General features: G+C 60.1%; 22 protein-coding genes. 8 read left to right on the top strand and 14 right to left on the bottom strand.

What is annotated here, in order from left to right; genetic code table 11:
* Positions 1-109: 109 nt before the first annotated feature.
* A complete protein-coding gene (locus BWP39_RS27455; protein ID WP_096725376.1) occupies positions 110-838 on the top strand; it encodes a response regulator transcription factor in 729 nt (242 codons plus the stop codon).
* A 10-nt stretch (positions 839-848) separates the two neighbouring features.
* On the top strand, positions 849-2,363 hold the full coding sequence (locus BWP39_RS27450; protein WP_096725375.1) for a tetratricopeptide repeat protein: 1,515 nt from the start codon (positions 849-851) through the stop codon (positions 2,361-2,363).
* Positions 2,364-2,417: 54 nt separating this feature from the next.
* On the opposite strand, the gene BWP39_RS31605 is transcribed toward BWP39_RS27450, so the two are convergent.
* Positions 2,418-2,840 carry a hypothetical protein gene (locus BWP39_RS31605; RefSeq protein WP_133116950.1) on the bottom strand — a complete coding sequence of 141 codons (423 nt, stop codon included), beginning with the start codon at positions 2,838-2,840 and terminating at the stop codon, positions 2,418-2,420.
* Between the two features lie 48 nt (positions 2,841-2,888).
* Here BWP39_RS31605 and BWP39_RS27440 point away from each other — a divergent pair, with 48 nt between their 5' ends.
* Positions 2,889-4,709: a hypothetical protein gene (locus tag BWP39_RS27440; protein ID WP_096725373.1), complete on the top strand. Its 1,821-nt coding sequence runs from the start codon at positions 2,889-2,891 to the stop codon at positions 4,707-4,709.
* Positions 4,710-4,735: 26 nt separating this feature from the next.
* On the opposite strand, the gene BWP39_RS27435 is transcribed toward BWP39_RS27440, so the two are convergent.
* Entirely contained in the window at positions 4,736-5,335 is a 600-nt protein-coding gene (locus BWP39_RS27435; RefSeq protein ID WP_096725372.1) for a CDP-alcohol phosphatidyltransferase family protein, read from the bottom strand.
* Positions 5,336-5,774: 439 nt separating this feature from the next.
* Here BWP39_RS27435 and BWP39_RS27430 point away from each other — a divergent pair, with 439 nt between their 5' ends.
* Both BWP39_RS27430 and BWP39_RS27425 read left to right on the top strand, forming a co-directional pair.
* Positions 5,775-6,395 (top strand): lysophospholipid acyltransferase family protein, encoded by a 621-nt coding sequence (locus BWP39_RS27430; protein ID WP_096725371.1) that lies wholly within the window; start codon positions 5,775-5,777, stop codon positions 6,393-6,395.
* Between the two features lie 51 nt (positions 6,396-6,446).
* Positions 6,447-7,379 carry a phosphatidate cytidylyltransferase gene (locus BWP39_RS27425; protein WP_096725370.1) on the top strand — a complete coding sequence of 311 codons (933 nt, stop codon included), beginning with the start codon at positions 6,447-6,449 and terminating at the stop codon, positions 7,377-7,379.
* 68 nt (positions 7,380-7,447) lie between these two features.
* On the opposite strand, the gene BWP39_RS27420 is transcribed toward BWP39_RS27425, so the two are convergent.
* Entirely contained in the window at positions 7,448-9,208 is a 1,761-nt protein-coding gene (locus tag BWP39_RS27420) for a hypothetical protein (RefSeq protein ID WP_170043907.1), read from the bottom strand.
* Positions 9,209-9,597: 389 nt separating this feature from the next.
* Between BWP39_RS27420 and BWP39_RS27415 the strand changes: the two genes are divergently transcribed.
* Together BWP39_RS27415 and BWP39_RS27410 are read left to right on the top strand one after the other, a co-directional pair.
* Entirely contained in the window at positions 9,598-10,497 is a 900-nt protein-coding gene (locus BWP39_RS27415; RefSeq protein WP_207557136.1) for a MurR/RpiR family transcriptional regulator, read from the top strand.
* A gap of 195 nt (positions 10,498-10,692) precedes the next feature.
* Complete coding sequence (locus tag BWP39_RS27410; RefSeq protein WP_096725367.1) at positions 10,693-12,189, top strand: agmatine deiminase family protein; 1,497 nt, start codon at positions 10,693-10,695, stop codon at positions 12,187-12,189.
* Positions 12,190-12,197: 8 nt separating this feature from the next.
* Here BWP39_RS27410 and BWP39_RS27405 read toward each other — a convergent pair whose 3' ends face one another.
* From BWP39_RS27405 to BWP39_RS27390, 4 genes are read right to left on the bottom strand one after another with little or no spacing between them, the layout of a single operon-like run.
* A complete protein-coding gene (locus BWP39_RS27405; protein ID WP_096725366.1) occupies positions 12,198-13,307 on the bottom strand; it encodes an agmatine deiminase family protein in 1,110 nt (369 codons plus the stop codon).
* Positions 13,308-13,351: 44 nt separating this feature from the next.
* Positions 13,352-14,467, bottom strand: a complete 1,116-nt coding sequence (locus BWP39_RS27400) for a polyamine ABC transporter substrate-binding protein (RefSeq protein ID WP_096725365.1) — start codon at positions 14,465-14,467, stop codon at positions 13,352-13,354.
* Positions 14,468-14,477: 10 nt separating this feature from the next.
* Positions 14,478-15,392, bottom strand: a complete 915-nt coding sequence (aguB, locus tag BWP39_RS27395; RefSeq protein ID WP_096725364.1) for an N-carbamoylputrescine amidase — start codon at positions 15,390-15,392, stop codon at positions 14,478-14,480.
* Between the two features lie 32 nt (positions 15,393-15,424).
* A complete protein-coding gene (locus BWP39_RS27390) occupies positions 15,425-16,471 on the bottom strand; it encodes an agmatine deiminase family protein (RefSeq protein ID WP_096725363.1) in 1,047 nt (348 codons plus the stop codon).
* A gap of 154 nt (positions 16,472-16,625) precedes the next feature.
* Here BWP39_RS27390 and BWP39_RS27385 point away from each other — a divergent pair, with 154 nt between their 5' ends.
* Positions 16,626-17,489: a LysR family transcriptional regulator gene (locus BWP39_RS27385; protein WP_207557135.1), complete on the top strand. Its 864-nt coding sequence runs from the start codon at positions 16,626-16,628 to the stop codon at positions 17,487-17,489.
* Positions 17,490-17,502: 13 nt separating this feature from the next.
* Here the strand turns inward: BWP39_RS27385 and BWP39_RS27380 are convergent, their stop codons facing one another.
* The 7 genes from BWP39_RS27380 to BWP39_RS27355 form a co-directional block, all read right to left on the bottom strand.
* Positions 17,503-18,165, bottom strand: coding sequence for an N-acetylmuramoyl-L-alanine amidase family protein (locus BWP39_RS27380; protein ID WP_235851519.1), 663 nt, complete (start codon positions 18,163-18,165; stop codon positions 17,503-17,505).
* Between the two features lie 105 nt (positions 18,166-18,270).
* On the bottom strand, positions 18,271-19,599 hold the full coding sequence (locus tag BWP39_RS27375) for an ATP-binding protein (RefSeq protein ID WP_096725360.1): 1,329 nt from the start codon (positions 19,597-19,599) through the stop codon (positions 18,271-18,273).
* Complete coding sequence (locus BWP39_RS27370; RefSeq protein WP_096725359.1) at positions 19,596-20,336, bottom strand: response regulator; 741 nt, start codon at positions 20,334-20,336, stop codon at positions 19,596-19,598. Before BWP39_RS27370 ends, BWP39_RS27375 begins: the two co-directional genes overlap by 4 nt.
* Before the next feature lie 7 nt (positions 20,337-20,343).
* On the bottom strand, positions 20,344-20,466 hold the full coding sequence (locus BWP39_RS32515; RefSeq protein ID WP_266253833.1) for a hypothetical protein: 123 nt from the start codon (positions 20,464-20,466) through the stop codon (positions 20,344-20,346).
* Complete coding sequence (locus BWP39_RS27365) at positions 20,463-20,834, bottom strand: GFA family protein (RefSeq protein WP_096725358.1); 372 nt, start codon at positions 20,832-20,834, stop codon at positions 20,463-20,465. The genes BWP39_RS32515 and BWP39_RS27365 overlap by 4 nt, the downstream gene beginning before the upstream one ends.
* 185 nt (positions 20,835-21,019) lie before the next feature.
* A complete protein-coding gene (locus BWP39_RS27360; RefSeq protein ID WP_133116949.1) occupies positions 21,020-22,516 on the bottom strand; it encodes a glycoside hydrolase 5 family protein in 1,497 nt (498 codons plus the stop codon).
* A gap of 578 nt (positions 22,517-23,094) precedes the next feature.
* Entirely contained in the window at positions 23,095-23,874 is a 780-nt protein-coding gene (locus BWP39_RS27355; RefSeq protein ID WP_096725356.1) for a MipA/OmpV family protein, read from the bottom strand.
* Positions 23,875-23,945 lie beyond the last annotated feature (71 nt).

The following is a 23,945-nucleotide window of genomic DNA, read 5'->3' as shown; positions in this document are numbered from 1 at the left end:
CTGCGCGGGGTTTTCGCCCCGAGGCGTCACTAAAAAGCATAAATAGCCGTGGATGGCACCCCAAAATGCCATAGACTCTCCGGAGCTTCAGCCGTGGAACGAGGGCACCATGAGAATTGCAATACTTGACGACGATGCGGACCAGGCAGCACTGACCAACGACACGCTAACGGGTGCCGGCCACACCTGCCATACCTTCGAGCAAGGTCAGTTGCTGCTGCGTCAGTTGCGGCGCGAAAGCTTCGACCTGCTGGTCCTCGACTGGAACGTCCCCGATCTGTCGGGCGCAGAGGTTCTCGCATGGGTCAGACAGAATCTGTCCGAGCGCTTGCCGGTGCTGTTCGTCAGCAGCCGCGCGCGGGAATCGGACATCGTGACGATGCTCAACGCCGGTGCCGACGACTACGTTGTCAAACCCGTCTCGGCGGGTGTGCTCACTGCGCGCGTGGCATCGCTGTTGCGCCGCTCGTATCCGATGAACCCGGCCTCGACGAAAGAAACCTTCGGCAATCTCGAGTTCGACCTGAAGCTTCGGCAGGTATCGGTCGACGGTAATACGGTCAGCATGACGCAAAAGGAATTCGATCTGGCGCTGCTGCTGTTCCAGCATCTGAGCCGGCCGCTGTCGCGCGCACACATTCTCGACGCCGTGTGGAAGCAGACCACCGATATCCCGTCGCGCACGCTGGACACTCACATCGCGATGGTTCGCACGAAGCTCGCCCTGCGTCCTGAAAACGGTTTCCGGCTTACGCCGATTTACGGCTACGGATATCGTCTTGAAGCGGTCGGGCAGGACGATGCGAACGCATCGGCGGATGCGACGGCGAATCCGTAACACCGCAGTTATGCGGCAACCCCGTGAACAGCGATCAATAGACGATGGCGCCGTCGCCTCCATCAGGGAGCGCTATGAGCAAGGACAGTACGAAGCCGCTATCCGCGCAGCGCACGTGTTCCTTGAGCAAGATGGCGATCACGCCGAGTTGCTGAATATTGTGGGCGCGTGTCATCTGAAGCTGGGCAACTTCGCTGCCTCTGAGCCGTGTCTGAAACAAGCGGCGCGGGCTGCACCTCAATCGGCCGACGTAGACAATAATCTCGGCGTGTTGCATCAGATGACCGGACGGCGAAACGACGCTGAACGCTCGTTTCGACGTGCCATCTCAAAGACACCCGGTCATGGCGAGGCGCTGTTGAATCTAGGCATGCTGCTCCGCTCACAGCATCGCCTGAAAGAGGCGGAACATGTGGTCCGGAGTGCAATCGCGCATGCACCTGGCAACCATGAGGCACTGAATGCACTCGGGCTCGTGCTGAAAGACCTGGGCCGCTACGACGAAGCAGATGCGGCTTACAGGCATGCGCTTGCGCTTCGGCCACAGAATGCTGCGTACAGACTCAATCTCGCGGTTCTTTTACTGCACCAGGGCAATTGGATCGAAGGTTTGCCGCTCTTCGAGGCGCGCTATGAGTCCGGTCTGGAGAACGTCTTCTCCAGTCCTCCGCCCGTTTCATTTCCACAATGGCGGGGTGAGAGGCTCGAAGGCGCATCGTTGCTTCTGTGGCCAGAACAGGGGCACGGTGATCAGATACAGCTCGTTCGCTACGTGCGCAAAATCAAGGATCTCGGCGCGAAACGCGTAACGCTGGTCTGCTCCGCCGCGAACCGGTCGTTGTTTGCAACGCTACCCGAAGCGGATGCGGTAATTGCTCGCGAGGCGTTCGATCCATCGACCTGTCCACCTCATGACTTCTGGACTTACTTTTGGAGTATCCCCTTCAGCCTGAGGGAAACGCCCGCTTCGATTCCGGCGAACTTGCCCTATCTGCGTGCGCCCCGCAACGCGGCATCGAAATGGGAACGTCTCATGCCCAAAGGTCGCATGCGAGTCGGCCTGGTGTGGAAGGGGAATCCAAACAACGCCAACGACTTCGCACGGTCCTTACCGAGCCTGAGGACACTCGAACCCTTGTGGCAAGTCGAAGGAATCACTTTTGTCAGCCTTCAGAAGGAAGCGAGCGGCGCGGACCTGCAACGCGAAATGGGTGACCGCTTTATCGTGAATCCGGGAAACCGGGTCGCTGATTTCTCCGATGTCGCGGCCATCGTGTCACGGCTCGACCTCGTCATCGGCGTGGACACTGCGGCGATACACCTGAGCGCAGCGCTTGGCAAACCCACATGGATCCTGCTTTCGAACGTAGGGACTGACTGGCGTTGGACCAGCGCGGGTTCGACGTCCGCGTGGTACCCCGGCGTCGTGACGCTATTCAGGCAGGACGCAGAGGAAACGGACTGGTCGGGTGTCGTCGCACGCGTGGCCCATGCTTTGTCGTTGATTCCCACTCTCGTGAAGTAACGACGGTATCGCTGCCAGCAACCTATCCTTCGGACACGGTACTCCCGGAAAGACTCACCTTAAGGGGAATTTCGATAGGTCCGCCAGCACCAGTTGCCCCGCGGTGGCCGCGCCATGATCGAGCTCCAGCACTATCCAGATCAGCCAGTAAAGCCATAAACCGAATGCCGCCGGGATCAGTATTGCCGGCAGATTAAATGGCAACGAACGCGATTTACCGGCCTGCGCCGCCTGCACAGCGATAAACCCAATCAGTACGCCAAACAGCAAGGTCGCAATGAACGAGTTTTGCTGTAATTTCTCGTCAGGTTTATGCAAGCGACGTTTAGCGTGACGTTTTATTGTCTTAAGACACCTCGATGAAACACAGCTGCAGGTTTTATGCACCCGCCGATAACACATGCCCTGAAAACCCGCCGCATGATTCGAGAAGACAGGTAAACTCCGCCGTTGAATAACAAACACCTGCGTGCGCATTCGCCGGTTCCAGTCTGGACGCACGCCTTTTCGGGGTCCCCGCCGCCGATGCTCCATTCACTCGATCGTCGTACTGGCCAGACACAGCGACCGGCCCGCGCCGCGATGCTCGTGGGCACTGTGTCGGCGCTAACGGTGGCGGTGCTAGTCGTTACGCTGGCATCCACCGCGTACGCCGATGCCGATGCTGGCGCCGACACATCGGCGGGCAGCACACCCCTCGTGCCGACCGATGCCGCCCGTGCACTTCTCGCAAAACCGGATGGTTCTCCCGTCGCCGCGCTCGCGGTGTTATCGCTCGATTGTCCGATTGGTAGCGGAGCCGTGCGTCCCGCATGCACCGACAGCTATCTGCTGAGCCTGCAGGCGAACGCACGGATCAACGGCTATCGCGACGCGGACCAGTTGCCGCCGGAGTGGTATCACGATGCCGCGCCTGCCCGCGTCGCGATGCGCAACGCGCAGTGGCTGACGTGGCTCGGTCCGCTCGCCGGAACCGCGCCATTCGATCCTTACCGGATCGCCGCACAATTCTATTTCGAACAGACCGGTAACCTCGTTGCCGCACAGGACATGCTCGCGCCACTTCAGCAGCGACACGACAGCCTGGCGCCAGCCGAACAGGCCCGGTTGCGCTATCTGAACGTGCGTCTGTGGCTCGCGATGAGCCGAGACCGCGATGCATCGAATGGTCTGCGCACGATCGAGCAGGCGGACGGCACGCTCGACCCGACCGTGCTCGATTACGCGTGTCGTCTGTGGTTCGTTCGCGCGCCCGCTGAAATCGAACCGTGGCGTGCACAGTTGCCGCAGCCATGGCCGGCACTGCTCGACTGGCGCGCGGCGCCGGCCGTACCCGGTTCGGCAGAGAGCACGCTGGCTGGTCTGCTGCCCACTCACCCCGCTTCGTCGTATGTCACCGATGAAGAATTCCGCAGCGCCGATCTGAAGCTCAAGCTCTTTGTCGGCGAACGAATGTCGGACTGGTCGTTTGCAACGGATGCCGCCTCGCAGTTGCTGGCCGCGTTACCGCAAGCGGGCATCGCCACCGGGCAGTGGTGGGACGTGCAGAACCGTGCATGGCACGCAACGCACACTGCGCTGCCCGCGTTACCCGACGATCCGGCTGCTCTCGCAAATATCGCCAGCGATACTCAAGCGCTCGAAGCGTTGCTGCTACCGAAGTCCGTCGACAAACGTGCGCCCGTGTCCGGCGTGCTCGACGGCGCATCGGGTGAAAGCGCACTGCAACGCCAGATCGATCTGCAGCTCGCGCAACGCGCACCGACCGGTACCGCACGCGCTCAGGCGTTGCTCGCCGCGGAACACAGCACGAGCAATCCGACGCGGATCTATCGACTCGTCGAGCACGATCCAGCGATGCTCGACGGCATGCTCACTACCGACTGGCCGGCGCCGTTACTGCTCGTCGCCGTGCAGTCATACGAGGCCAGCAACGACGACACGCAGCGCGCGCATCACCGGATGCTCGGGCGCAGATACTCGGATGCGATACCCGATCTGTCGATCGACGCTTCGTCGCAATCGGCCGTTACGCGTACGCAGATCGATACGCAGGAGAACCGGATTCACGCGCTGCTGCAACTCGACGAGCCACGCGAAGCGGGTCGCGTCGCTCTGCATGATCTGCAGCAGGTTCATGGGCGCACCGATCTGAACAATGGCTGGATGGAGAACGCGCTCGCGCAGGTCGTCGAGGTGATCCGCTATCAGGATCGCTATGGCCGTGGCGACAATGCGCGGGCGCTCGCTTGTGCGGCGCGGCCAGTGGCGGGCACGCTCGTGACCGACAAGACCGAGTCGGGACGCGCGGTGCTGGACCACACACACGGGTGTGCTGCGCAGTAGCGCCTGTTGTTCAGGGCGTGCGGCACTTAACGCACTTCCGCTACACCATTGCGCACGCGCTTGATCGTCGTGATCGCAGCCAGCGCGACGAGCGCCCACCAGATCCACCCTGCGAGCGGTGTGAGCGGCAAACCGAGACCGACCCACAGGCCGAACGCACCGACCGCCACGGCCCGATCGCTCTTACCAAGCGGCCCGTCGTAGCGTCGGCTCGCACCAGCAAGCGGCCCGACCAGCCCCGCGCATTCGACAACCACAGCCGCGAGCGCGAACGCCCAGATCTGGGCGGGAAGAAAAACCGGAACGGCCAGAAAAGGCAGCGCGAGTGCGATGTCCGACACCACGTCGCCCAGTTCGTTGAAGTACGCGCCGAGTGCGCTTTTCTGGCCGAATTCGCGGGCCAGCATGCCGTCGATCGCGTTAAGTGCCATGCGGAAGAACAGCCACACGGGGATCAGCAGAAACCAGGAGCGATGTGCGCCCAGCCCGGCAATCAGGCCGACCAGAATCGAGCCCGCCGCTGCGAAAACCGTGACCTGATTGGCGGTCACCCCGGACTTCGCCAGCACGCGCACCAGCGGGCGCAACAGGTTCTGAAATTTCGGCTTCAGTGCGTATACGCTCATGGTCTATTTCTCGCCCCAGGTCGACGCGACAGCCGCGTTATCAGCCGGTTATACGCTTTACGCGGATTGCGTATCGGAATCGTATATCGACGGCGCCGCAGCGGAATTTATCGATTATTCAAAGTGGCATTATCGTCATTTAAACCGCGGCAAAGGTCAACAACCGCGTGGGTTAGCGCCTTTTCCGACACTGCCAGTATCGGATCGTGCCCCTGCGTGACAATTTATGGACTACCGGCCGATGATGGTGCACGTTAAGGAAAATCGTCATAATCCATCGGGCGAAACACACGATCTTGCCGATCGCGGTTTAACGGGTTCGCTTCAATATATTCAGGCAGCCGTTCTGGCGTCGCGATAAACGGGAACATGAAGAAAAAATGTTAACGCTCCCTGATATGGACAAAGCTATGACCAGCAGCGTCGAGAGGCGAATCCGATGAGCATCTGGCACGAATGGCAACGCGATGGTCTGCTGGGAATCGTCCATCTCGTGGCGGGCGCCTATCCGGTGTGGCACAAGGGCGGCCCGAGCGCGGCGCAGCGCATCTACTTCTCGAATCACACGAGTCACGTCGACACACTGGCCATTCTCACCGCACTGCCGCGCGAGCTGCGCTCGCAGATCAGGCCGGTGGCCGCACGCGATTACTGGCAGACCAGCAAGACCAAGATTCACATCGCGCGCAATCTGCTGAACGTCGTACTGATCGATCGCAAGCACGAAGGCGACAGCGATCCGCTCGACCCGGTGCGCGAAGCGCTGCGGCTCGGTCATTCGATCATCATCTTTCCCGAAGGCACGCGCAGCGCCGAAACGCTGCCACAAGCGTTCAAGAGCGGCCTGTACCGGCTCGCCACCGAATTCCCCGATATCGAGCTGTGCCCCGTCTATCTCGAGAACCTGCAGCGCATCATGCCGAAAGGCGCGATCTGGCCCGTGCCGCTGATCTGCAAGGTGCACTTCGGCGCGCCGCTATCGCTCGGTGCCGATGAAGCGAAGGCGGATTTCCTGCAGCGTGCGCGCGACGCCGTGATTGAACTCGCACCGGCCCACTGACGGACCGGCACCCCGCTTCCCTTAAACCACCAAGAACCACCAAGACAAATCATGCGAACCGTGTTCTGGGAACTCGTAGCCGGCGTAACCGGCTTTCTCGCGATCGCGTCGGTCATCGGTGCGCTCCTCGCGTGGCGCGACGGCGGCAAGAGCACGACGATCGCCAACCTGAATCAGCGCATCCGCGCGTGGTGGGGAATGATCGCGATCATGGCGATCGCAATCGGCCTCGGGTCAGGCGCGACCTACATCGTGTTCGCGATTGCGTCGTACCTGACGTTGCGCGAGTTCATCACGTTGACGCCGACATCGCCGAGCGATCACACCACGCTGTTTATCGCGTTCTTCATCGCGATTCCGGTGCAGTACATCCTGCTATGGGTGAACTGGTACGGGATGTTCTCGATCTTCGTGCCGGTGCATCTGTTCATCACGCTTTCGCTGGTATCCGCGCTGACGCAGGACACAAAGGAGTTTCTCAATCGCAGCGCGAAAATCCACTGGGCGCTAATGGTCTGCGTCTACGGGCTCAGCTACGCGCCCGCACTGTTGATTCTGGACATCGAACACTACCAGGGAGAAAACGCCCTGCTGCTGTTCTTCTTCCTGCTCGTCGTGCAGATTAGCGACGTGTTCCAGTATGTCGTCGGCAAGCTGTTCGGCAAGCACAAGATCGCGCCGCAATTGAGTCCGTCGAAGACGGTCGAAGGTTTTATCGGCGGTGGGCTGCTCGCGACGCTATGCGGTGCTTTGCTTTATCGCGTGACGCCGTTCAGTTTTGGCTCGGCGTTCCTGATGTCGCTGGCAATCGTGTTGTCGGGCTTTGTCGGTGGTCTCGTGTTGTCGGCCGTCAAGCGCTCGCTCGGTGCGAAGGACTGGGGCTCGATGATCTCGGGTCACGGTGGCGCGCTCGATCGCGTTGACTCGATCTGTTTTGCGGCGCCGGTGTTCTTTCATCTTGTGCGTTATCTGTACGTGAAGTGAGTCTGTGTGATGTTTGCAGCCATCGGACTGACCTGCCGAAGCAGGCCAGTCACAACGTGAGGCGCGCTTTATAGCTTGGAACCGTGAGGCGCCGACCAGATCTGATTGACTTGCGGGGTTGCATCGGCGGCGCATTGATAGATGTCGACCGGCGTTCCCGCAGTCGACACCGTGCCTTCGAAAACATCGAGGCACCCCTGGCTGTTCTTCAGATTGCCCGTGAGCGTGTAGCCGAAAACCTGCTTCGTATCACGCGCGTTGCACGAATTCAGCGTGGCCCACAGCCCGGAAGCAGGGTTGATTGAACCGGGCGCTGCTGTTGCATTCGCCGAGAGACAGAGCGAGGTACCGGCAAGCGAGATCGTGCCGTTAGCCTGACGCTGCCACTGCTGAACCGCCGCGTTCGAGCAGGTGTCGACGACAACGCCCGCACCGCTCTTCGCTCCACCGGCAACCGACAGGCACAGTGCAGGCGTCGCGAACCCCGGTTGAGTCGTTTGAATCTGACCTGTCGGAACGAGCTTGCCGCCGCCCTGAATGCGCAGCATCAGGTTGTCGTGCGAACCGATCGTTTGCGTCACAGACGTCACCGACGATTGCGTCGTACCGTTCCACAGGTCACGCACCGAATAACGGCCGTTTGCCGCCGGCGAAAGACCCAATGAGGCGAGCTGCAGCGTGTAGGCCTGCTCGCTGCTCCCCTTGTTCAGGACCAGTGCCGCCAGGCTGCCGTCCTTGAGCGGTTTGACGATCACATCGAACCCGGCGTTTGCAGCCGGGTTGTCGCGCATCACGCGATAGCCGCCTGCACCAAGCGGGTCTTGATTGATGGCGACCACGCTCTTGTTGCTGAGAATCTCGAGTGAATTGCGCAGATGCGTCGTGGTGGGATTGACCAGCTTGCGGACATCGGTGCTGAGAATCAGCGGTGCGCCCATGATTGACCAGAGGCCGAGCTGGCTTCTTTCTTCCGCCGTCGACAGGCCGTTGTCGCCAATCACCAGTTGATCGGCATCGTTCCAGCTACCCGGCGCCATGTAACGCGACAACGCAATCGTGTCGTCATAGGACTGATACACCCCTTCCTCGTATGCATTGGCGCTGTAGTAATCCCAGGGGTCGACGAGATTCGACGGATTCGTCGTCTTGATGTCCGCCGACACCCGCCACATTTGCCCAAGCTGTTTGGCCAGCGCCAAAGCCGGGTATTTTTCAGGCTGATCGGGCGAGTATCCCGCCGGCAGAGACGGATCGAAGAGGATCGGGCGTTTCTCGGTTTTCAGGGCCGCCTGCATCTGCTTGTCGAGCGTACCTACGTCGACATTACCTGTAGCGCCGCAGTTATCGAGCTTCAGAAAATCGACACCCCAATACGCGTAGGAATTCGCATCGACCTGCTGATGCCCTTGCGCACCCGCTTGCGCACCCTGACAGGTCGCGGCGCCCGCCGTGTTGTACACCCCGCCGAGCAACCCGAGGTTGTGCAGCGTGCTCATGTACGAAGTCAGTTCGTAATCGAAACCGGGTTGCGAAGACCCGGCCCACTTGGGATCGCCATGCAGGTAGCCCGCCGAATTGCGCACCATCCAGCAGTCGTCCACGACGACGGTCCGGTAGCCGACGGCACTCAAGCCGGAGTCATACAGCGCCTGCCCCTGGTCCTCCATGAACTGCTGGAACGAATACGTGGCCTGGTTGCCGCCATTGAGCGGTGCCTGCGGTGTGCATTGAAAGCGGGCCCAGTCGTTGAATCCCATGGGCGGCACCTGAGCGAGCGGCACAGGTTGTTGCTGCGCATGCGCATCCTGGCAGAAGAGCCGGAGCACCATCGCTAACACTAAACCGAATCTAACCAGAGCTATTCTCGACATCGCGACACCTCTGAATGGTTCAATATTTGAGAAGTCCGCGCTATCAAGAATGGCGGACCGTTTTTTATGTTCGGGTTACATACCGATACGAGCAGGTGCGAGACGGAAATCAGACAGATCAAATGTGGCTACCGGCGTGTTCGTTACTTGTCGGTTGCCGGTCGGTATGTGTAAATACATTACATCGTTAAATTCTGGATGTCACTCGCACCAGGTCGTGTTAGTGGAAAATTATGCGGAAACAGCGCTAATTCCAGGGTTTTCACTGTATGACCCGCATGTGATCTTTGAGCTTGAATTGATCATTCACGTATATTATTTACACCAACAACCGCGATCACTTGACCATGGCAAAACAGGAAACCGACTCCGACCTTTTTGCGCTTATCCGCGCGCGTCTTCCCGACCTCGCCGATGCACAGCGCAGCGTTGCCCAGGTGTTTCTCGACGATCCCGAATGGGCCATGCAGGCCCATGTCTCCGATATCGCCGCACGCTCCGGTGTGAGCGATCCGACGGTCGGACGTTTTTGCCGTGCTGTCGGATACGAAGGCTTGCGGGAGTTCAAATTGCAGGTCGCGCAGCAGATCGCGCGTGGCAGCGCCGCGCTGCATCGCACGGTGACCGCTAAAGATTCGGTGGGCAAGATCATTTCGAAGGTGTTGCGCAGTTCCGCCGACAGCCTGCTCGATGTAGAACGGCAGTTGCCGCTTGAACGCGTCGAGCGTGCCATCGCCGCGCTCGTGAATACGGTGCGAGTGGATTGTTATGGTGTGGGCACCACCTCCGGCTTCATCGCTACAGACGCGCAATCGCGGCTAGTCCGCATGGGTCTGCATGCGCAGGCTTATACCGATGCCAACATGCAGCTCTTTTCGGCGGCTACGCTCAGTCCCGGCGACGTCGTCATTGCGATTTCGCACTTTGGCCGCATGCCGTTTCTTCTCGAGGCCGTCGCCGTGGCCAAAGAGCGTGGCGCGATCGTGATCGGTATCTGCGAGCCCGGCACGCCGCTCGCGGATGCGTCCGACATCGCGCTGACCTTTTCGCTGCCGCCATCGGTGAACGTCTATGTCGGTAGTGACGCGTGTCTCGCGCATCTTGCGATCATCGACATCCTGATCGTCGGTGTGACGTTACGGCGCGGTGCGACAAGCCTCGGCCAGTTGCGTCGTTTGCAGGACATTCTGTCGTCGCACGGGCTTGAGTTTTTTCCCGCGACCAAAGCCAAGAAACCGAAGCGCTAGCGAACTCAGACAAGGTATGAGCCAACCTGGCCGGTTCTAACAAGAAACATCAGTTTTCACCCCATACCGTTCGACACACAATGAGCCACCCATCGCCACGAACAACGATGGTTCCGCACACAGCGATGTGGTGGCCTCAATAGCGTTTCCTAGCTGTCACATCGCCTCCCGCTCTGCATAGCCGTCGGAGATACGATGAAAGATCAAATGAACGCGGTGGCGCCTAGCCATTCGCAGGTGACGCGTCGCAGTTTTATCAAAGGATCAGCGACGCTGTTTGGACTGTCGCTCGTGGGCACCCTGTCTGCTTGCGGTGGAGGCGATTCACCCGGTAGTGCCGCGGTGGCGCGATCAAGCCCGCGGCCGCTTGCGAATCCATCGTCGTATCTGCTTCCCAGCGAAGATGCCCCACACGCAGCGACGTACATGGCCTTTGCCTCGGGCTCGGAAGGCATCTGGACACCTGTTACCCCACGGAGCACCGATGCCGGTATCGACCGTATCCGCGCCGATCTGATCGATGTCGCCAAAGCCATTGGTACGTATGAACCGGTCACGATGCTGGTTTTACCTGGCGACCTGAGCATCGCCCAGAGCTTGCTGAGCGCGCCGAGCGGTGCGAATCCGGATATCCATGCCGGCTACGTCGCCCGACCTGCGGGTGTAGGCGGTGTCACGCTGACCGCGGTCGTCGACGGGTTCGACGATATCTGGACCCGCGACACGGGTTGCCTGTTCGTGAAAGACACGGCAAACGGCAATGCGCAATGCACCGTGAATTTCAACTTCAACGGCTGGGGGAATGCCAACACGGATGGTCGCAATCTCAACGCGGGGATGACGGTGCCGCCATCGGTGGCGGCAACTAGCAACAAGTCAAAGGCCGGCAGATTCTTCCAGCCGTTCTCGCACGATCACACGGTAGCCGGCTGGATGGCGAATGCGAATAACGCAAGCGTCGTTCAGAGTTCGTTGACGCTTGAAGGCGGGGCCATCGAATTCGACGGAGCCGGCACGGCCATCCTGACTGAATCGTCGGTATTGCATGTCAACCGCAACCCGCAGTTATTCAACATTCCAGGCGGAGTCATTGCGAACGCAACGTTGTTGCCCACCGCCAAAAGCACCGTACTGGCGGAATTGCAGCGAACGCTTGGGGTGCAAAAGATCATCTGGATTCCGGGGACCGCAATCTACCCTGCAAACAGCGGATCAGGTGGAGGACGCGGCGCCGCCAGGCCAGCAGACGAAACCGACATCACAAACGGACACGTCGATTTTTACGCGAGATTCCTGGCGCCGGGCGTCGTCGCCTACGCATACGACGCATCGAACTCAACCGGTGAGCGCGCGTTGACCGAAGCCAACTGGCAGCATCTGAACAATCAGACGGATGCAACCGGAAGGGTGCTGCAACTGGTCGAACTGACAACGCCCCAATACTACGGAGCGTCCAACGGCACGACATTGAACAATAGCCAGCTGACAAACTTTGCAGCCGGCTACGTCAACTTCTACACCTGCAATAACGCCATCATCGTGCCGAAATTCAACGACTCAGCGGCAGACGCTGCTGCAATCTCGGCCATCCAGCCTTACGCTGGCTCCCGCACCATTGTCCAGGTCGACATTCTGGGTATTGCAGCAGGCGGGGGAGGAATACATTGCGTCACCCGGGAAGTCCCCGCTTAAGCCGTGAATCAACTGGGTTGCTGCTGGGTCGTACAGTGGATTCCTCCACCACCGGCAGCAACACCATCGATGTTCAACTGAATGACATCGCGCCCAGGAAACAGGTCCACGAGCACATCGCGCGTATTGCGATCCGTTTTCCTGTCGCCGAACTGCGGTGCGATGACCGCGTGGTTGCATACGTAGAAGTTGATATATCCGGCCGCAAAGTCTTCGCTCTCATACTCCTTGCGTACCGTCGACGGTCCATCCAGTACCACGACTTTCAGTTTGCGGCCTTTGGCGTCGGTCGCCTTCCGCAAAATGTCCAGATGACGTCTCGTCACTGCATAGTCATAAGACGAGGGATCCTGATCCAGTCCGGCAACGACGACACCAGGGCTCGCAAAGCGCGCATAAAAATCGGTGTGTCCGTCGGTGATGTCCTTGCCCTTGATACCCGGCAACCAGATGATCTTCTGCACGCCAAGCAGGCGCTGCAATTCCGCTTCGCACTGCGCTTTGCCAAGACCGGGATTGCGGTTTGCGTTCAGCACACAGCTCTCGGTGATGATGGCCGTGCCCTCGCCGTCCACTTCGATGCCGCCGCCTTCCAGCACCAGATGCGTTTCGATAAATTGCGCACCGGCGTGACGCGCGATAAACCCTGCGACTTCCGCGTCCTGTGCGTGTTCCTGCTTGTTACCCCAGCCGTTGAAATTGAAACCCACTGCCCCGAGCTGGCCCGACTGTCCCTTGACGAAGACCGGTCCGGTATCGCGCATCCACAGATCGTCGATCGGTTGAACCACGAGGTTGACCGACGGGCCGCACAGTCGCGCCGCGACGTCATGGTCCTCTTCGCGCACCAGCATGTTAAGCGGCTCATGCGCCGCAATCGCTTTGGCGATATTGGCCAGATTCTGTCTGACCACCGGCACCATGTCGTCGCCCCAGATGTCTTCGCTCACGCCGAAGGCCATCCAGGTCGCAGCGTGAGCGGCGCCTTCATCCGGCATATGCCATGCGTCGCCAGCCGCCCGCGCCACCTTGCTAAAACCGCTGCCTAGTACGCCCATCATCAAGGTTCCTCCCGAGGCCGCCAGCCCTCGCCTCAGAAAGTTACGTCTCGTTGTCATGCCAATACCTCATATGTCTTGTCGGGCGCGTGCCCACTCACTGATCAAGGCTTGCTCACCTTGAAGCCTAGCCATGTCCTGCCTTCCAGGCGACTGGTCGCCGGTGATTCAACTACCGGGGTAAACAAGGTTTGCCTCCTCTGCTCCCCCGGATAGATGCCCGGATTGTTCACGAGCGTCGGGTCCATCAACTTCAATGCGGCCTGATTGGCATTCGCGTAGCGCGTCGCATTGGAGATCTTCGCAATCACGTCCGGTCTGAGGATGTAGTTGATAAACGCATGAGCATTGTCTGGATGCTTTGCAGTCTTGGGAATCACCATGCCGTCGAACCACATTAGCGTGCCCACACTAGGTATGTCATAGACGACGTCGCGCTTCTTGTCCAATTCCCTGGCTTTCTGCGACGCCAGATTGATCGCTCCCGAGTACCCGACCATCACGCATAGCTCGCCGTCCATCAGTTCGTTCGCGTTGGACGAATTGACGAACACGGTGATATACGGCCTGATCTTCATCAACATGGCTTTGGCGGCGGCGTAGTCATCGGCGGTGGGATGCACCGGGTCGCGACCGACATAGCGAAGCGCCAGCGGCAACACCGTGCTCGCGGAATCCTGCAATCCCAACCCGCAGTGCGCCGCCGCGAGGCGCGAAGCAATCGCCGGGTTGAACAGCAGTTCCATGCTGTTCGCGGGCATGTCTTTTCCGAGGATCGCGCTGACCTTCGTGCGGTCGTAGCCCACGCCCACGGTGCCCCACATATACGGCACGCCATACTCGTTACCCGGATCGGACTTCGCAACCAGCTTCAGCAACGCGGGATCGAGGTACTTGAGGTTCGGCAGCCTGCTCTTGTCGAGCTTGCGAAATGCGCCGGCCTGGATCTGCTTGGCCATGAAGTCGTTGGTAGGCCAGACCAGGTCGTACCCGCTATCTCCCGTCATCAGCTTCGACTGCAATGTCTCGTCACTGTCGTACGAATCGTAGCGAACCTTGATGCCGGTTTCCTTCTGAAACTCCGTCAGTGTGTCGGGTGCGAAGTATTCGCTCCAGTTGTATAGATTCAGAACCTTCTCTTCGTCCGCCCAGGTGCGGCCTGCACACAGACACAAGCTGAGTCCTAACCCGGTGGCCACGGCGAGCCAATGCTTTTTCATCGTGATCTCCCTAGCGATAGCACGACGAAGCACCATCGCTCGTCAGCAAGGTGCGATACATCTCCGGGCGGCGATCGCGGAAAAAGCCCCACGACTGCCGGTCCGCCTGGATCGCGTTCAGGTCGAACGTATGCAGCAGGATGGTTTCGTCGGTGCGATTGGCTTCCGCCAGTTTCGCGCCCGTGTGATCGGCGATGAAACTCGATCCATAGAACACGCTAGTTAGCGCGCTCTGTTGTGGATTGTCGTTGCCAAAGCCCACTTCACGACCGATGCGATTCGCGGCCACCACCGGCACCATGTTGGCCGCAGCGTGGCCCTGCATCGTGCGTTGCCAATGGCCCGCGGAATCGAAGTCCGTGCTAAACGGTTCGGAACCGATAATGGTCGGAAAGCAAAGAATTTCCGCGCCCATCAATGCGAGGCTGCGTGCCGTCTCCGGGTACCACTGGTCCCAGCAGATGCCAATACCGATCTTGCCGAAGCGCGTGTCCCAGACCTTGAAGCCGGTGTCACCCGGGGTGAAATAGAACTTCTCTGTGTAGCCCGGGCCATCTGGAATATGAGTCTTGCGATAGAGGCCGAGCACCTTGCCGTCAGCATCAGCGACCGCAACTGAGTTGTACGCGGCGTTGCCCGCGCGCTCGAAAAACCCGATGGGCAGCACGATGCCGAGTTCGCCAGCCAGCCTCGCAAAATGCGCGATACGCGGATTGCCCTCGAACGGCTCGGCCAGTTCCAGGTGACGCACGTTCTGGTCCAGACAGAAGTACGGCGTCATGAAAAGCTCCGGGCACAGCACCAGATTGGCTCCTTGCCTCGCCGCATCGCGGATCAGCCGCTCGGCAGTCGCCATGTTTTCTTCGAGAGACCAGCTGCCCGATGCCATCTGCACGGATGCGACGGTGATGTTTCGCGACGACATATGAAGTTTCCTTTGACCCGGTTCTAGCCGGCTTAAACAGAACGAGCGGTAACGGCAGGCTGCTGTTGCGTCGAGCAATGGATACTGCCGCCGCCGATCGACAGCGTCGGGATCGGCAGCAGTTCGACACGGCGCCCGGGAAACGCCTGGGCGAATACATCGGATGCGGCCTGATCCTGCTCCACGCCAAACGCAGTCGAAATCACCGCGCCGTTGACGAGGATGTAGTTCGCGTAGCAATCGCAGTAGCGCTCGGAGCCATAGCGTTCGGTCACGATCGGAGACGGCAGATCCAGCAGATCGAAGCGACGGCCGGTGACATCGGTAGCCAGTTCCAGCGCGCGGCGGTTCTCACGCATCACGTGGAAGTACTCGCCCTGGTCCGGGCTCGCCGTCTGACACAGCATCTTGCCTGGCGCGATGAACGAGGCAATGCCGTCGACGTGTCCATTGGTTTCCACCTCGTCCGGATTGCCCGGTAGCCAGATGATCTTCTCTACCCCGAGCATGCGCCTGAGTTCCGCTTCGATTTCCGAGCGGTTCATGTGCGGGTTGCGGTTCGGATGCAGCAGGCAACTCTCGGTCGTGACGAGCGTGCCCTGTCCGTCGACATAGAAAGCGCCGCCTTCCAGCACCATGTGGCTGTTGAAGATCTGCGCGCCTGCCGCGCGGGCAATGTCCTGGCCCAGCTGCTGACAACCATCGTAGGGCTGGTACTTCTCGCCCCAGCTGTTAAAGCGGAATACCGACGCACCGAGCTGGCCTTGATCGCCCTGCAGGAAGATCGGCCCGCAATCGCGCACCCAGTTGTCTTCCGCCGCGACCGCGAGCACTTCGACCGTTTCCCCAACGAGCGCACGCGCTACGTCCGCCTGGCTATGGTGAGCCGTCACGACGCAACGCTGGTAGCGGGCAATCGTCCGGGCGACCAGCGCGAATTCCTCGCAAACCCGCTGATAGTGATCGCCCCACAGCATCTCGCGATCCTTCAGGACAGGCCAACCGAGCCACGTCGTGTTCATGGTTTCCCATTCCGCGGGCATGCGATAGCGTTGGTTGCGGGCGTCAAAACGGCTCATCTCTCAATCTCCTCGTGCATAGGGGCACAGCGGTAGCTGCGACACGTGGAGTATTCTGACGCGGGTTATACTTGATGAAAAATGATGTTTATTGGTCTAATTAATCAATTTTCCTCATATCTCCATGCCGCGTATCCCTTCCTTGAAGCTGTTGATGGGTTTCGAAGCTGCCGCCCGGCTCGGTAATTTCTCGCGGGCAGCGAGCGAGCTGAACCTCTCGCAGTCGGCGATCAGTCATCAGATCCAGCAACTGGAAGAGCAGCTCGGGCAACCGCTGTTCCGCAGAATCGGGCGCGGGGTCGAGCTGACCGTAGCGGGCAAGGTTCTGCAGCGCAGCGTGCTGCGTTCGATGGAAACGCTGCGCAGCGGGCTTGGGCGCATCGCGACTTATCTGGACCCAGGGCTCGTGGTGCTGGTCTGCCCGGCCTCGTTGCTGCACGGCTGGTTGCAACCGCGTCTCGAGCAACTGCAACAGGCGTTGCCCGATCTCTGTCCGTTGCTGTCCACCGACGAAAGCGCGCGCTACGTGGATGAAATCGACGTCGACATGACCATCGGCGCACGACCGCTGCAGCAGCCTGGGTTATTCGAAGTGCCGTTTCTGCAGGATGAGTGGGTGACCGTTTGCAGCCCCGCGCTGGCTGCGCAACTGGACGGCGTGCCGCAAGCGAAGCGGCATCTGCATACCGGCGTGATCTACCTCGAAGAAAATCTGACCAGCGAGAGCAATGCGCCGATATTCCGCGAGCAGTTGTCGTCATATCGCACGAACGCGATTTACGACGATCAGCGGCTGGTGCTCGATGCTGTATTGCGTGGGCGCGGGATTGCCTGTCTTTCCAGTCTGGTCGCGCAAGGCAGCATCGATCAAGGAGAACTGGTCACGCTGGCCGACTATCCGCGGTTACCGGGCACGACATGGTGGTTGTCACGGGTTGCCGGACTTTCACGCTCGCCGATCGTGACGCAGATGTTCGAGTGGTTGCTCTCGCAGGGGAATCATTCCGCTTTGGCGTAGCGGCGGCTCGTTCTCAGTGCGCCTGACACGCATCGACGCCGTCGGCGATCGCATGCGCGAGGTGCGCAATCGTGTCGGGTTGCGCAAGCCGCGCTTCTTCTTCGGGATTGACGATCACACCGGCTTCGACCAGCACGGCCGGCATCGGCGCGGTCTTCAGCACAATCAGATCGTCGAAGCGATGAATGCCGAGCCGCTCGTCGATCAACGGGCGGTTCTCGCCATGAATCTGCGTTGCGTGATACAGCGACGGTTTTTCGCCGGCGGATAACATCCGCTCGCCGATCGCTTTCGCACAGCGCAGGCTTTGCTCGTAGTGCGGATTGCGCTGCGAAACAAAAATCGAATAACCGCGGAATTCGCGCTGACGTCCCGCATCGATCCACGCCTGCTGGATCGAATCGTGATGAATCGAGATGAAGAAGTTCGCATCGGGTGCAGCCGTGGAGCGGTCCTGCAGTGCGATCTCCCGGCCGTCCGCGGACGTGCGCAGCACGCGGTCGCCGTGGTCTTCCAGATCCTTCGTCACCGCCGCGCTCAGGTCGAGGTTGTAGCGATACTCGACACGACCGCTCGCACCGGTTGCGCCCGGATGCTGTGGCGTGTGGCCGGTGTCGACGATGATGTAGGCGGCGCTGCACGGCAATGCGATGCACAGCGCGAGCGCTGCACACAGGCGGTGGGGAAAACAGGTGTGCGGTGAGTTCAAGGCTGGACTCCTGCGAAGGCTGTCAATCGACGGACGATGCGCGGCCTGCAGTTTAATACGCGCACGCAGCGACTAGCGTGCACGCTTCATCGTCAGCCGTGCTTCGAGCCCACCTTCCGGACGGTTCTGCAACGTTAGCGTCGCGTCGAGCGCAAGAGCCAGCTGCCGGGCGATCGCAAGCCCAAGCCCTGTCCCGCCGGTGTGGCGGTTGCGTGATGTCTCGACCCGATAGAACGGCTCGAACACCGCCTCGAGCGACTCCGGCGGAATACCTGGGCCGTTATCGAGTACGGCAATCGTCACCGCGCCCTCCTGCTGCGTCGTAACGTGAATCGCGGCTGAGCCGCCGAACTTCAACGCGTTGTCGACGAGGTTGCCGACGATACGTCGCAACGCCTGCGGCCGTGTCACAAGCGCGGTGTCGATGCGCCCGTCCAGCGACACCTCCTTGCCCGCGTCGACATAGTCGAACACCATGCTGTCGAGCAGCGCGTCGAGATCGGTGCGGCACGGTACTTCCGCGGAACCGTGCAACGTGCGCGCATACGTGACGCCCTCCTTCACGAGGTTCTCCATTTCCTGCAGATCCTGCCGCAGTTTCGTGTGTTGTTCGCGATCGTCCATCACGTCGATGCGCAAACGCATGCGCGTAATCGGTGTCTGCAGATCGTGCGAAATCGACGCGAGAATCTGGATGCGCTCGGTCATGTAAGTCGCGATACGGTCCTGCATCGCGTTGAACGCGCGCGCGGCGCGCGCCACTTCGGAGGGTCCGCTCTCCGCGAGACGCGCCGCTTTCAGATCGGGACCGAGCGTGTCGGCGGCTTCCGCGAGATCGTGCAGCGGTCGCGTCGCGAGTCGCACGGCCAGCCAGCAGCAACCCGCCAGCACGATCAGTTGAAGGATCAGTACAAGGGGTAACCAGTGCGATAGCGGCACGCCGGACATCGGATGCATGTCGATGGTGAGCGGCGTGCCGTCGCTCAACCGCAGATGAACCTGCAAATGCTCGCGGTCACCGGGTATGGCGTTAGCACTGACCTGATAGCGCTTGCCGATGCCGTCCTCGATCGACGCCGCCACGCGCGCCGACAGACGTGCGTCCGGCGGCGCTCCGGTGGCGCCGGGTTCAAGCATGAACTGGTAGCTGCGCCGCGCGAGCCGGGGTAGCCATGCGGCGCGTTCGGATGGCGGCAGATGATCGAGCAACGCCACCGAGCTCGTCACCTCGCGCTCGATGTATCCCATCATCATGTTGGTAGTCGCCTGATCGCGCTCGGTCATCGTGAGCCAGAACGACAGGGCCTGCGCCAGTGCGAGCCCGACGCAGAGAATCAACGCCAGCCTCGCAAACAGCGTACGTGGTCCGCGCCAGACCGCCCGCAGCGACTGCCAGTTCATTGCGGACCTTCGATCGTCGTCACCGCCGCGCAGAACACATACCCTTCGCTACGCAGCGTCTTGATGTAGCGCGGCTCGCGCGCGACATCGCGCAGACGCTGACGCAGCCGGCTCACCATCAGATCGATCGAGCGATCGAACGGATCGGACTGGCGACCCTGGGTCAGATTGAGCAACTGGTCGCGCGTCAACACGCGCTGCGCATTGTCGAGAAACACGCGCAGCAGACGGTATTCCGCACCGCTCAGCGCAACCATCGTGTCTTCCGCGTCGAGCAGATGGCGGGCCGTCGTATCGAGCCGCCACTCGCCGAAGCTCAACAACTGCACGGTCTCGCTGACCTCCATGCCAGGCGGCAGCATGCGCGCGCGGCGCAGCACCGAGCGAATCCGCGCGAACAGTTCACGTACTGCGAATGGTTTGGCCAGGTAGTCGTCGGCACCCATTTCGAGGCCGACGATACGATCAGTTTCTTCGCCGCGAGCAGTCAGCATCAACACCGGCACCGAGCGAAACTTGCCCGCGCGCAGTTCGCGGCACAGCACGAGCCCGTCGTCTCCCGGCAGCATCAGGTCGAGCACGATCAGATCGGGGGCGCCGTACTCGAGCGCGGCGCGCATTTCGCGGCCGTTCGCAGCCAGCGATACGCGCATGCCGTTTTTCTCAAGGTAGCCAGCGAGTAGTTCGCGGATACCGCGATCGTCATCGACGATCAGGACGTGGTCGGTCTTTTCCATCGGTCAATCATACCCTTCGCCGTTTGACCTGCACCCGCGCAGCGTCGATCAGCGTGCAGTTGAGCGGGTACACGGCCTCGGTCGCTAAACCGCCCGCGATCAGGGCCAGCATGGCAAGCAGGCGCTTCATGCATCCTCCACGACGGACAGGCTCGCACCGTCGGCGACAGCCGCTTCGAGCGCATAGGGATCGACGCCTTCAAGGCAACCGAGGTTGACGCGCCACATCGTTGGCCACTTGCGGGTCTGGTGGAACGGATAGATGCCGCAGTGGCGGCAGAAGTAGTGTTTCGCCACGTGCGTATTGAACTGATAGAGCGTGAGCGCTTCGCTGCCGCTCAGTACGCTCAGGTGGTCCGCGTCGAACAGCGGCGACATCACGGCGCCCTTGCGGCGGCACAGGCTGCAATTACAGCGCGTCGCCGGTGTGGCGGCCGTGCGCACCTCGAATTTGACCGCCCCGCAGTGGCACGATCCCAGCAGCAATCCAGCACTCATTTCATTCTCCGCATCAGGCAATGGCTGCTTTATAGCGCAAGCCGTGCGGGGTTTTGTGTCGTAATGTATCCGGTCGTACGGGGGATACAAAACATTGCACCAGGCGCTGAAATAGCGGGTAGAAGCGTGATCAAGGTGCCGGGTGAGTTCACCCGGCACCGGCGCTCGACACAGTCACGCAAAGACTACGTTCCACTAGTCGGCTGCTGGCGGTTTGCCACCGATGCCGGACATCCACTGCCCGCAGGCGCCGACGGTGTGCCCGGAACACCATCCAGATTCACACCGACGACGCGATAGCACGGCGTGGGCGTTGCGCTCGTATCGACCCAGCCACCTGCCGCATCGGTTGTGCAGTTCGTGCAGGGTGTGGACCAGCTGCCATTGGGTTGCTGCATCTGGACCGAGTAGGTGGGAGAACCTGCCGCGCCCTGAAATACGACGTGCCCACCGGCGGTAGACGTAATCACCGGTGCGCCCACGAGTTCGTGCGCGGGCGAAGCAGACAATCCATTCACTGTATAGCTGTAATTGCGCAGCATCTGAGCGCGTTGAGCCATGTCCGCAGCGGTATTGGAAAGCGTGGTGATGCCCGTGTAGTAGAGCGCCCACCAGTTGCCGTCTTCAGTGGTTTCGCAATTCGGCTGGCATTCCTCATTCGCTGGAATCGGCAGCCATCCCTGGCCACTGGCGTGCCCGACGAGTGCCCAGAAATTGTTTCCCGCTATGTTTTGATCGGAAGCAACGCCGCCCAGAAATGTCTGCAGCGCCGTCGTGGTTTGATAGTCGGTATTGTCCCAACCGTACTCGATCAGCGCATAGACCTTACCCGCGGCTACGACCTGTGCCGCAATGGAATGAATGCCTGGCGAATTGCCTGTGGCCTTCTCGTTGTACGCCGGCACCGAAAACCAGTGCGGATACCATTCCTGACCATACATATCGACACTGGACACCGTGAGTATCGACGACGCCGGAAGGTTGAACAGGTCCCCGCTGTTGTCGATGAATAGCTGCTTGCCATCGATCGACTTGAAATAGCCCGATACGTTGCCCAGCCATGCCGTAAATTGTTGATCGGATACCGCTGGCGTAAGCGTAAGGCCGGTGCTGGACGCCGTGACCCCGCCTACGTTGATCACATTGCCATCCACCCATCCGAGGAACGTCGGGTCATCCTTATAGGCGAGACCCGTCAGCGGATTAACGTGGTTCAGTACCGCCTGCATGTGCCGCTCGTAATCTCCGATTACGTCCGCGTTGGTAAAGAACGCCGCTGCGCAACTGGCAGCGGAGATGTTGCGCCAGGTGCACCACCAGTTATGACTCTGATTGCCCGATCCGCTCCCGTTCGCATCGCCATCGAACTCGCCAATCAGCTTGATCCCGTACTTTCGCGCTTCGGCCACCACCCTATCCATTTGCGCGAATGCGGCGTTGTTGAACACGCCTAAAGCCGGTTCGATGCACAGCGGACATCCAACCGTATCGCCGAGTGTCTGCGCACGAACCACGGTGGCGCCCATTTCATGGATGGTTGCGAGCGCATCGTCTACTTCGTATTGCGTCGGATAGCTATAGCTCCCGACGGGTATCGACGTCGATGGTATGGGGCCGTAGTTCTTCAGTCCCAGGTACTCGATGTTTCCGCCCGAGAATCGAAAAGGATGTCCAGCGATCATCAACTGCGAGCCTTGCCGCGTCACAAAGGCGTTTGCATACTTTGCCGAGCTGAGGCCGGCAACGTTCGATCGTTGAGCAGCCGTCCCGGCGATGTCGGGCGGGGATGAATCTACGGAAGAGCCGCTACACGCAGCAAGAAAAACAAAAACCACTCCGGACATCACATACCTGATTGCCTGCATCACACTGTTCTTCGCAGAACCACGCACAATCGTTGTCATAGTGTGTCTCCGTCAGAATTTCTTTCGATTATTTGATCGATTTTCTAGAGCATTTTTTGATATCTGATTCTGCATGCAGCCGCCAGCCGGGCAGATCTGGCTGTCCCTCATGGTCAGTGCTTGCCTGCCTGTAGTCGTAGAAGTTCTTGCTAGCGGGAGGTGAGAATAAACAGCAATACAAGAGTGTATTAGCGAGGGGGTATTTTCAATGCGTAGTTTCGCGCATTTTTTGTTTGTTTACCTAAACACACGAAACTCGGATGTCGCGTCTGTTCGGCAAAAAAGAAAACCTCCACCTGATCGGCAAGATCAGGTGGAGGTTCCGAATTGTCCGCAGCGATTGACCGAAGAAAAACCTAGAACTTGTAGCTCGCAATCGTCGCCAGATTCGCCGACACGCGACCTTGCACAATCGGACTGTCCGCGGCATCGCCGACGAAACGCGTCAGGACGCCCGACGTCGAGACCGACCAGTGTTTGTTGAACATGTGCGTCCAGGTCAGGCCGACATCGACCGCATTGAAACCGCCGCCCGCGCTGTATTTCCGGATGCCGGAGGCCGCGCTCTGCGACCCGGTCACACCAAACATCGTCTGGTTGTAATCCGACGAGCCGATATGCGCGACCACCTTCGTCGTCAGCACATCCGACGCCGTCATCATCAACGGCACCTCGACAGCAACGCGATAGGAATCGCCAACGCTGCGATTGGTGAGCGGTATGTCCGCACCGACGCTGACCGTGCCCACGTTCGCGAAACGATAGCCCGCCGTCACCGACGTAATCAGTGCATTCGGTACATCGCCCATGCCGCGCAGCGTGTCCGAACCGCTTCCGAACGACTCATTGCTATCCTTGCGACCGACGGCGTAATTCAACGAAGCGTCGATATAGAAATTGTGCGGCAGCTCCAGCGTGTAGCCGACGCCGCGCGTCGTATCGATGTAGATACCTAGCGGCGTCGACACGTTGAGGTACGGAATCGGTGTGAAGTGATACTCGTTGCTGCCGAGATACCGCGGAGCGAGATCAACACCGGCGCCTACCGTGACGTCGTAACCGTCGGCAAAAGCCACCGACGAAGCAGAAAATCCAGCCAACGCCAGGACAAGGTAAAAAGCAGAACGTAACTTCATCAGAGATATCCGGAGACAATCAATCTACTCGATGCGCATGAACGAACGAGCGTGAAACGACGAGGCGCTCA

The organism is Paraburkholderia acidicola, from assembly GCF_002362315.1.
Classification (GTDB): Bacteria; Pseudomonadota; Gammaproteobacteria; order Burkholderiales; family Burkholderiaceae; genus Paraburkholderia; species Paraburkholderia acidicola.
Note: the sequence above shows the minus strand (reverse complement) of the source record. Positions and strands in the feature narration are given on the sequence as shown.

What these genes read in the sequence shown, in the direction of transcription:
- BWP39_RS27390 (WP_096725363.1), bottom strand. Translation starts at nt 16,471, where the DNA reads ATGAGCCGTTTTGACGCCCGCAACCAACGCTATCGCATGCCCGCGGAA.
- BWP39_RS27375 (WP_096725360.1), bottom strand. Translation starts at nt 19,599, where the DNA reads ATGAACTGGCAGTCGCTGCGGGCGGTCTGGCGCGGACCACGTACGCTG.
- BWP39_RS27450 (WP_096725375.1), top strand. Translation starts at nt 849, where the DNA reads ATGCGGCAACCCCGTGAACAGCGATCAATAGACGATGGCGCCGTCGCC.
- BWP39_RS27385 (WP_207557135.1), top strand. Translation starts at nt 16,626, where the DNA reads ATGGGTTTCGAAGCTGCCGCCCGGCTCGGTAATTTCTCGCGGGCAGCG.
- BWP39_RS27455 (WP_096725376.1), top strand. Translation starts at nt 110, where the DNA reads ATGAGAATTGCAATACTTGACGACGATGCGGACCAGGCAGCACTGACC.
- BWP39_RS27360 (WP_133116949.1), bottom strand. Translation starts at nt 22,516, where the DNA reads ATGATCGCTGGACATCCTTTTCGATTCTCGGGCGGAAACATCGAGTAC.
- BWP39_RS27440 (WP_096725373.1), top strand. Translation starts at nt 2,889, where the DNA reads ATGCTCCATTCACTCGATCGTCGTACTGGCCAGACACAGCGACCGGCC.
- aguB (WP_096725364.1), bottom strand. Translation starts at nt 15,392, where the DNA reads ATGTCGTCGCGAAACATCACCGTCGCATCCGTGCAGATGGCATCGGGC.
- BWP39_RS27435 (WP_096725372.1), bottom strand. Translation starts at nt 5,335, where the DNA reads ATGAGCGTATACGCACTGAAGCCGAAATTTCAGAACCTGTTGCGCCCG.
- BWP39_RS27430 (WP_096725371.1), top strand. Translation starts at nt 5,775, where the DNA reads ATGAGCATCTGGCACGAATGGCAACGCGATGGTCTGCTGGGAATCGTC.
- BWP39_RS27405 (WP_096725366.1), bottom strand. Translation starts at nt 13,307, where the DNA reads ATGACAACGAGACGTAACTTTCTGAGGCGAGGGCTGGCGGCCTCGGGA.
- BWP39_RS31605 (WP_133116950.1), bottom strand. Translation starts at nt 2,840, where the DNA reads ATGCGCACGCAGGTGTTTGTTATTCAACGGCGGAGTTTACCTGTCTTC.
- BWP39_RS27425 (WP_096725370.1), top strand. Translation starts at nt 6,447, where the DNA reads ATGCGAACCGTGTTCTGGGAACTCGTAGCCGGCGTAACCGGCTTTCTC.
- BWP39_RS27370 (WP_096725359.1), bottom strand. Translation starts at nt 20,336, where the DNA reads ATGGAAAAGACCGACCACGTCCTGATCGTCGATGACGATCGCGGTATC.
- BWP39_RS27355 (WP_096725356.1), bottom strand. Translation starts at nt 23,874, where the DNA reads ATGAAGTTACGTTCTGCTTTTTACCTTGTCCTGGCGTTGGCTGGATTT.
- BWP39_RS27415 (WP_207557136.1), top strand. Translation starts at nt 9,598, where the DNA reads ATGGCAAAACAGGAAACCGACTCCGACCTTTTTGCGCTTATCCGCGCG.
- BWP39_RS27410 (WP_096725367.1), top strand. Translation starts at nt 10,693, where the DNA reads ATGAAAGATCAAATGAACGCGGTGGCGCCTAGCCATTCGCAGGTGACG.
- BWP39_RS27420 (WP_170043907.1), bottom strand. Translation starts at nt 9,208, where the DNA reads ATGGTGCTCCGGCTCTTCTGCCAGGATGCGCATGCGCAGCAACAACCT.
- BWP39_RS27365 (WP_096725358.1), bottom strand. Translation starts at nt 20,834, where the DNA reads ATGAGTGCTGGATTGCTGCTGGGATCGTGCCACTGCGGGGCGGTCAAA.
- BWP39_RS32515 (WP_266253833.1), bottom strand. Translation starts at nt 20,466, where the DNA reads ATGAAGCGCCTGCTTGCCATGCTGGCCCTGATCGCGGGCGGTTTAGCG.
- BWP39_RS27400 (WP_096725365.1), bottom strand. Translation starts at nt 14,467, where the DNA reads ATGAAAAAGCATTGGCTCGCCGTGGCCACCGGGTTAGGACTCAGCTTG.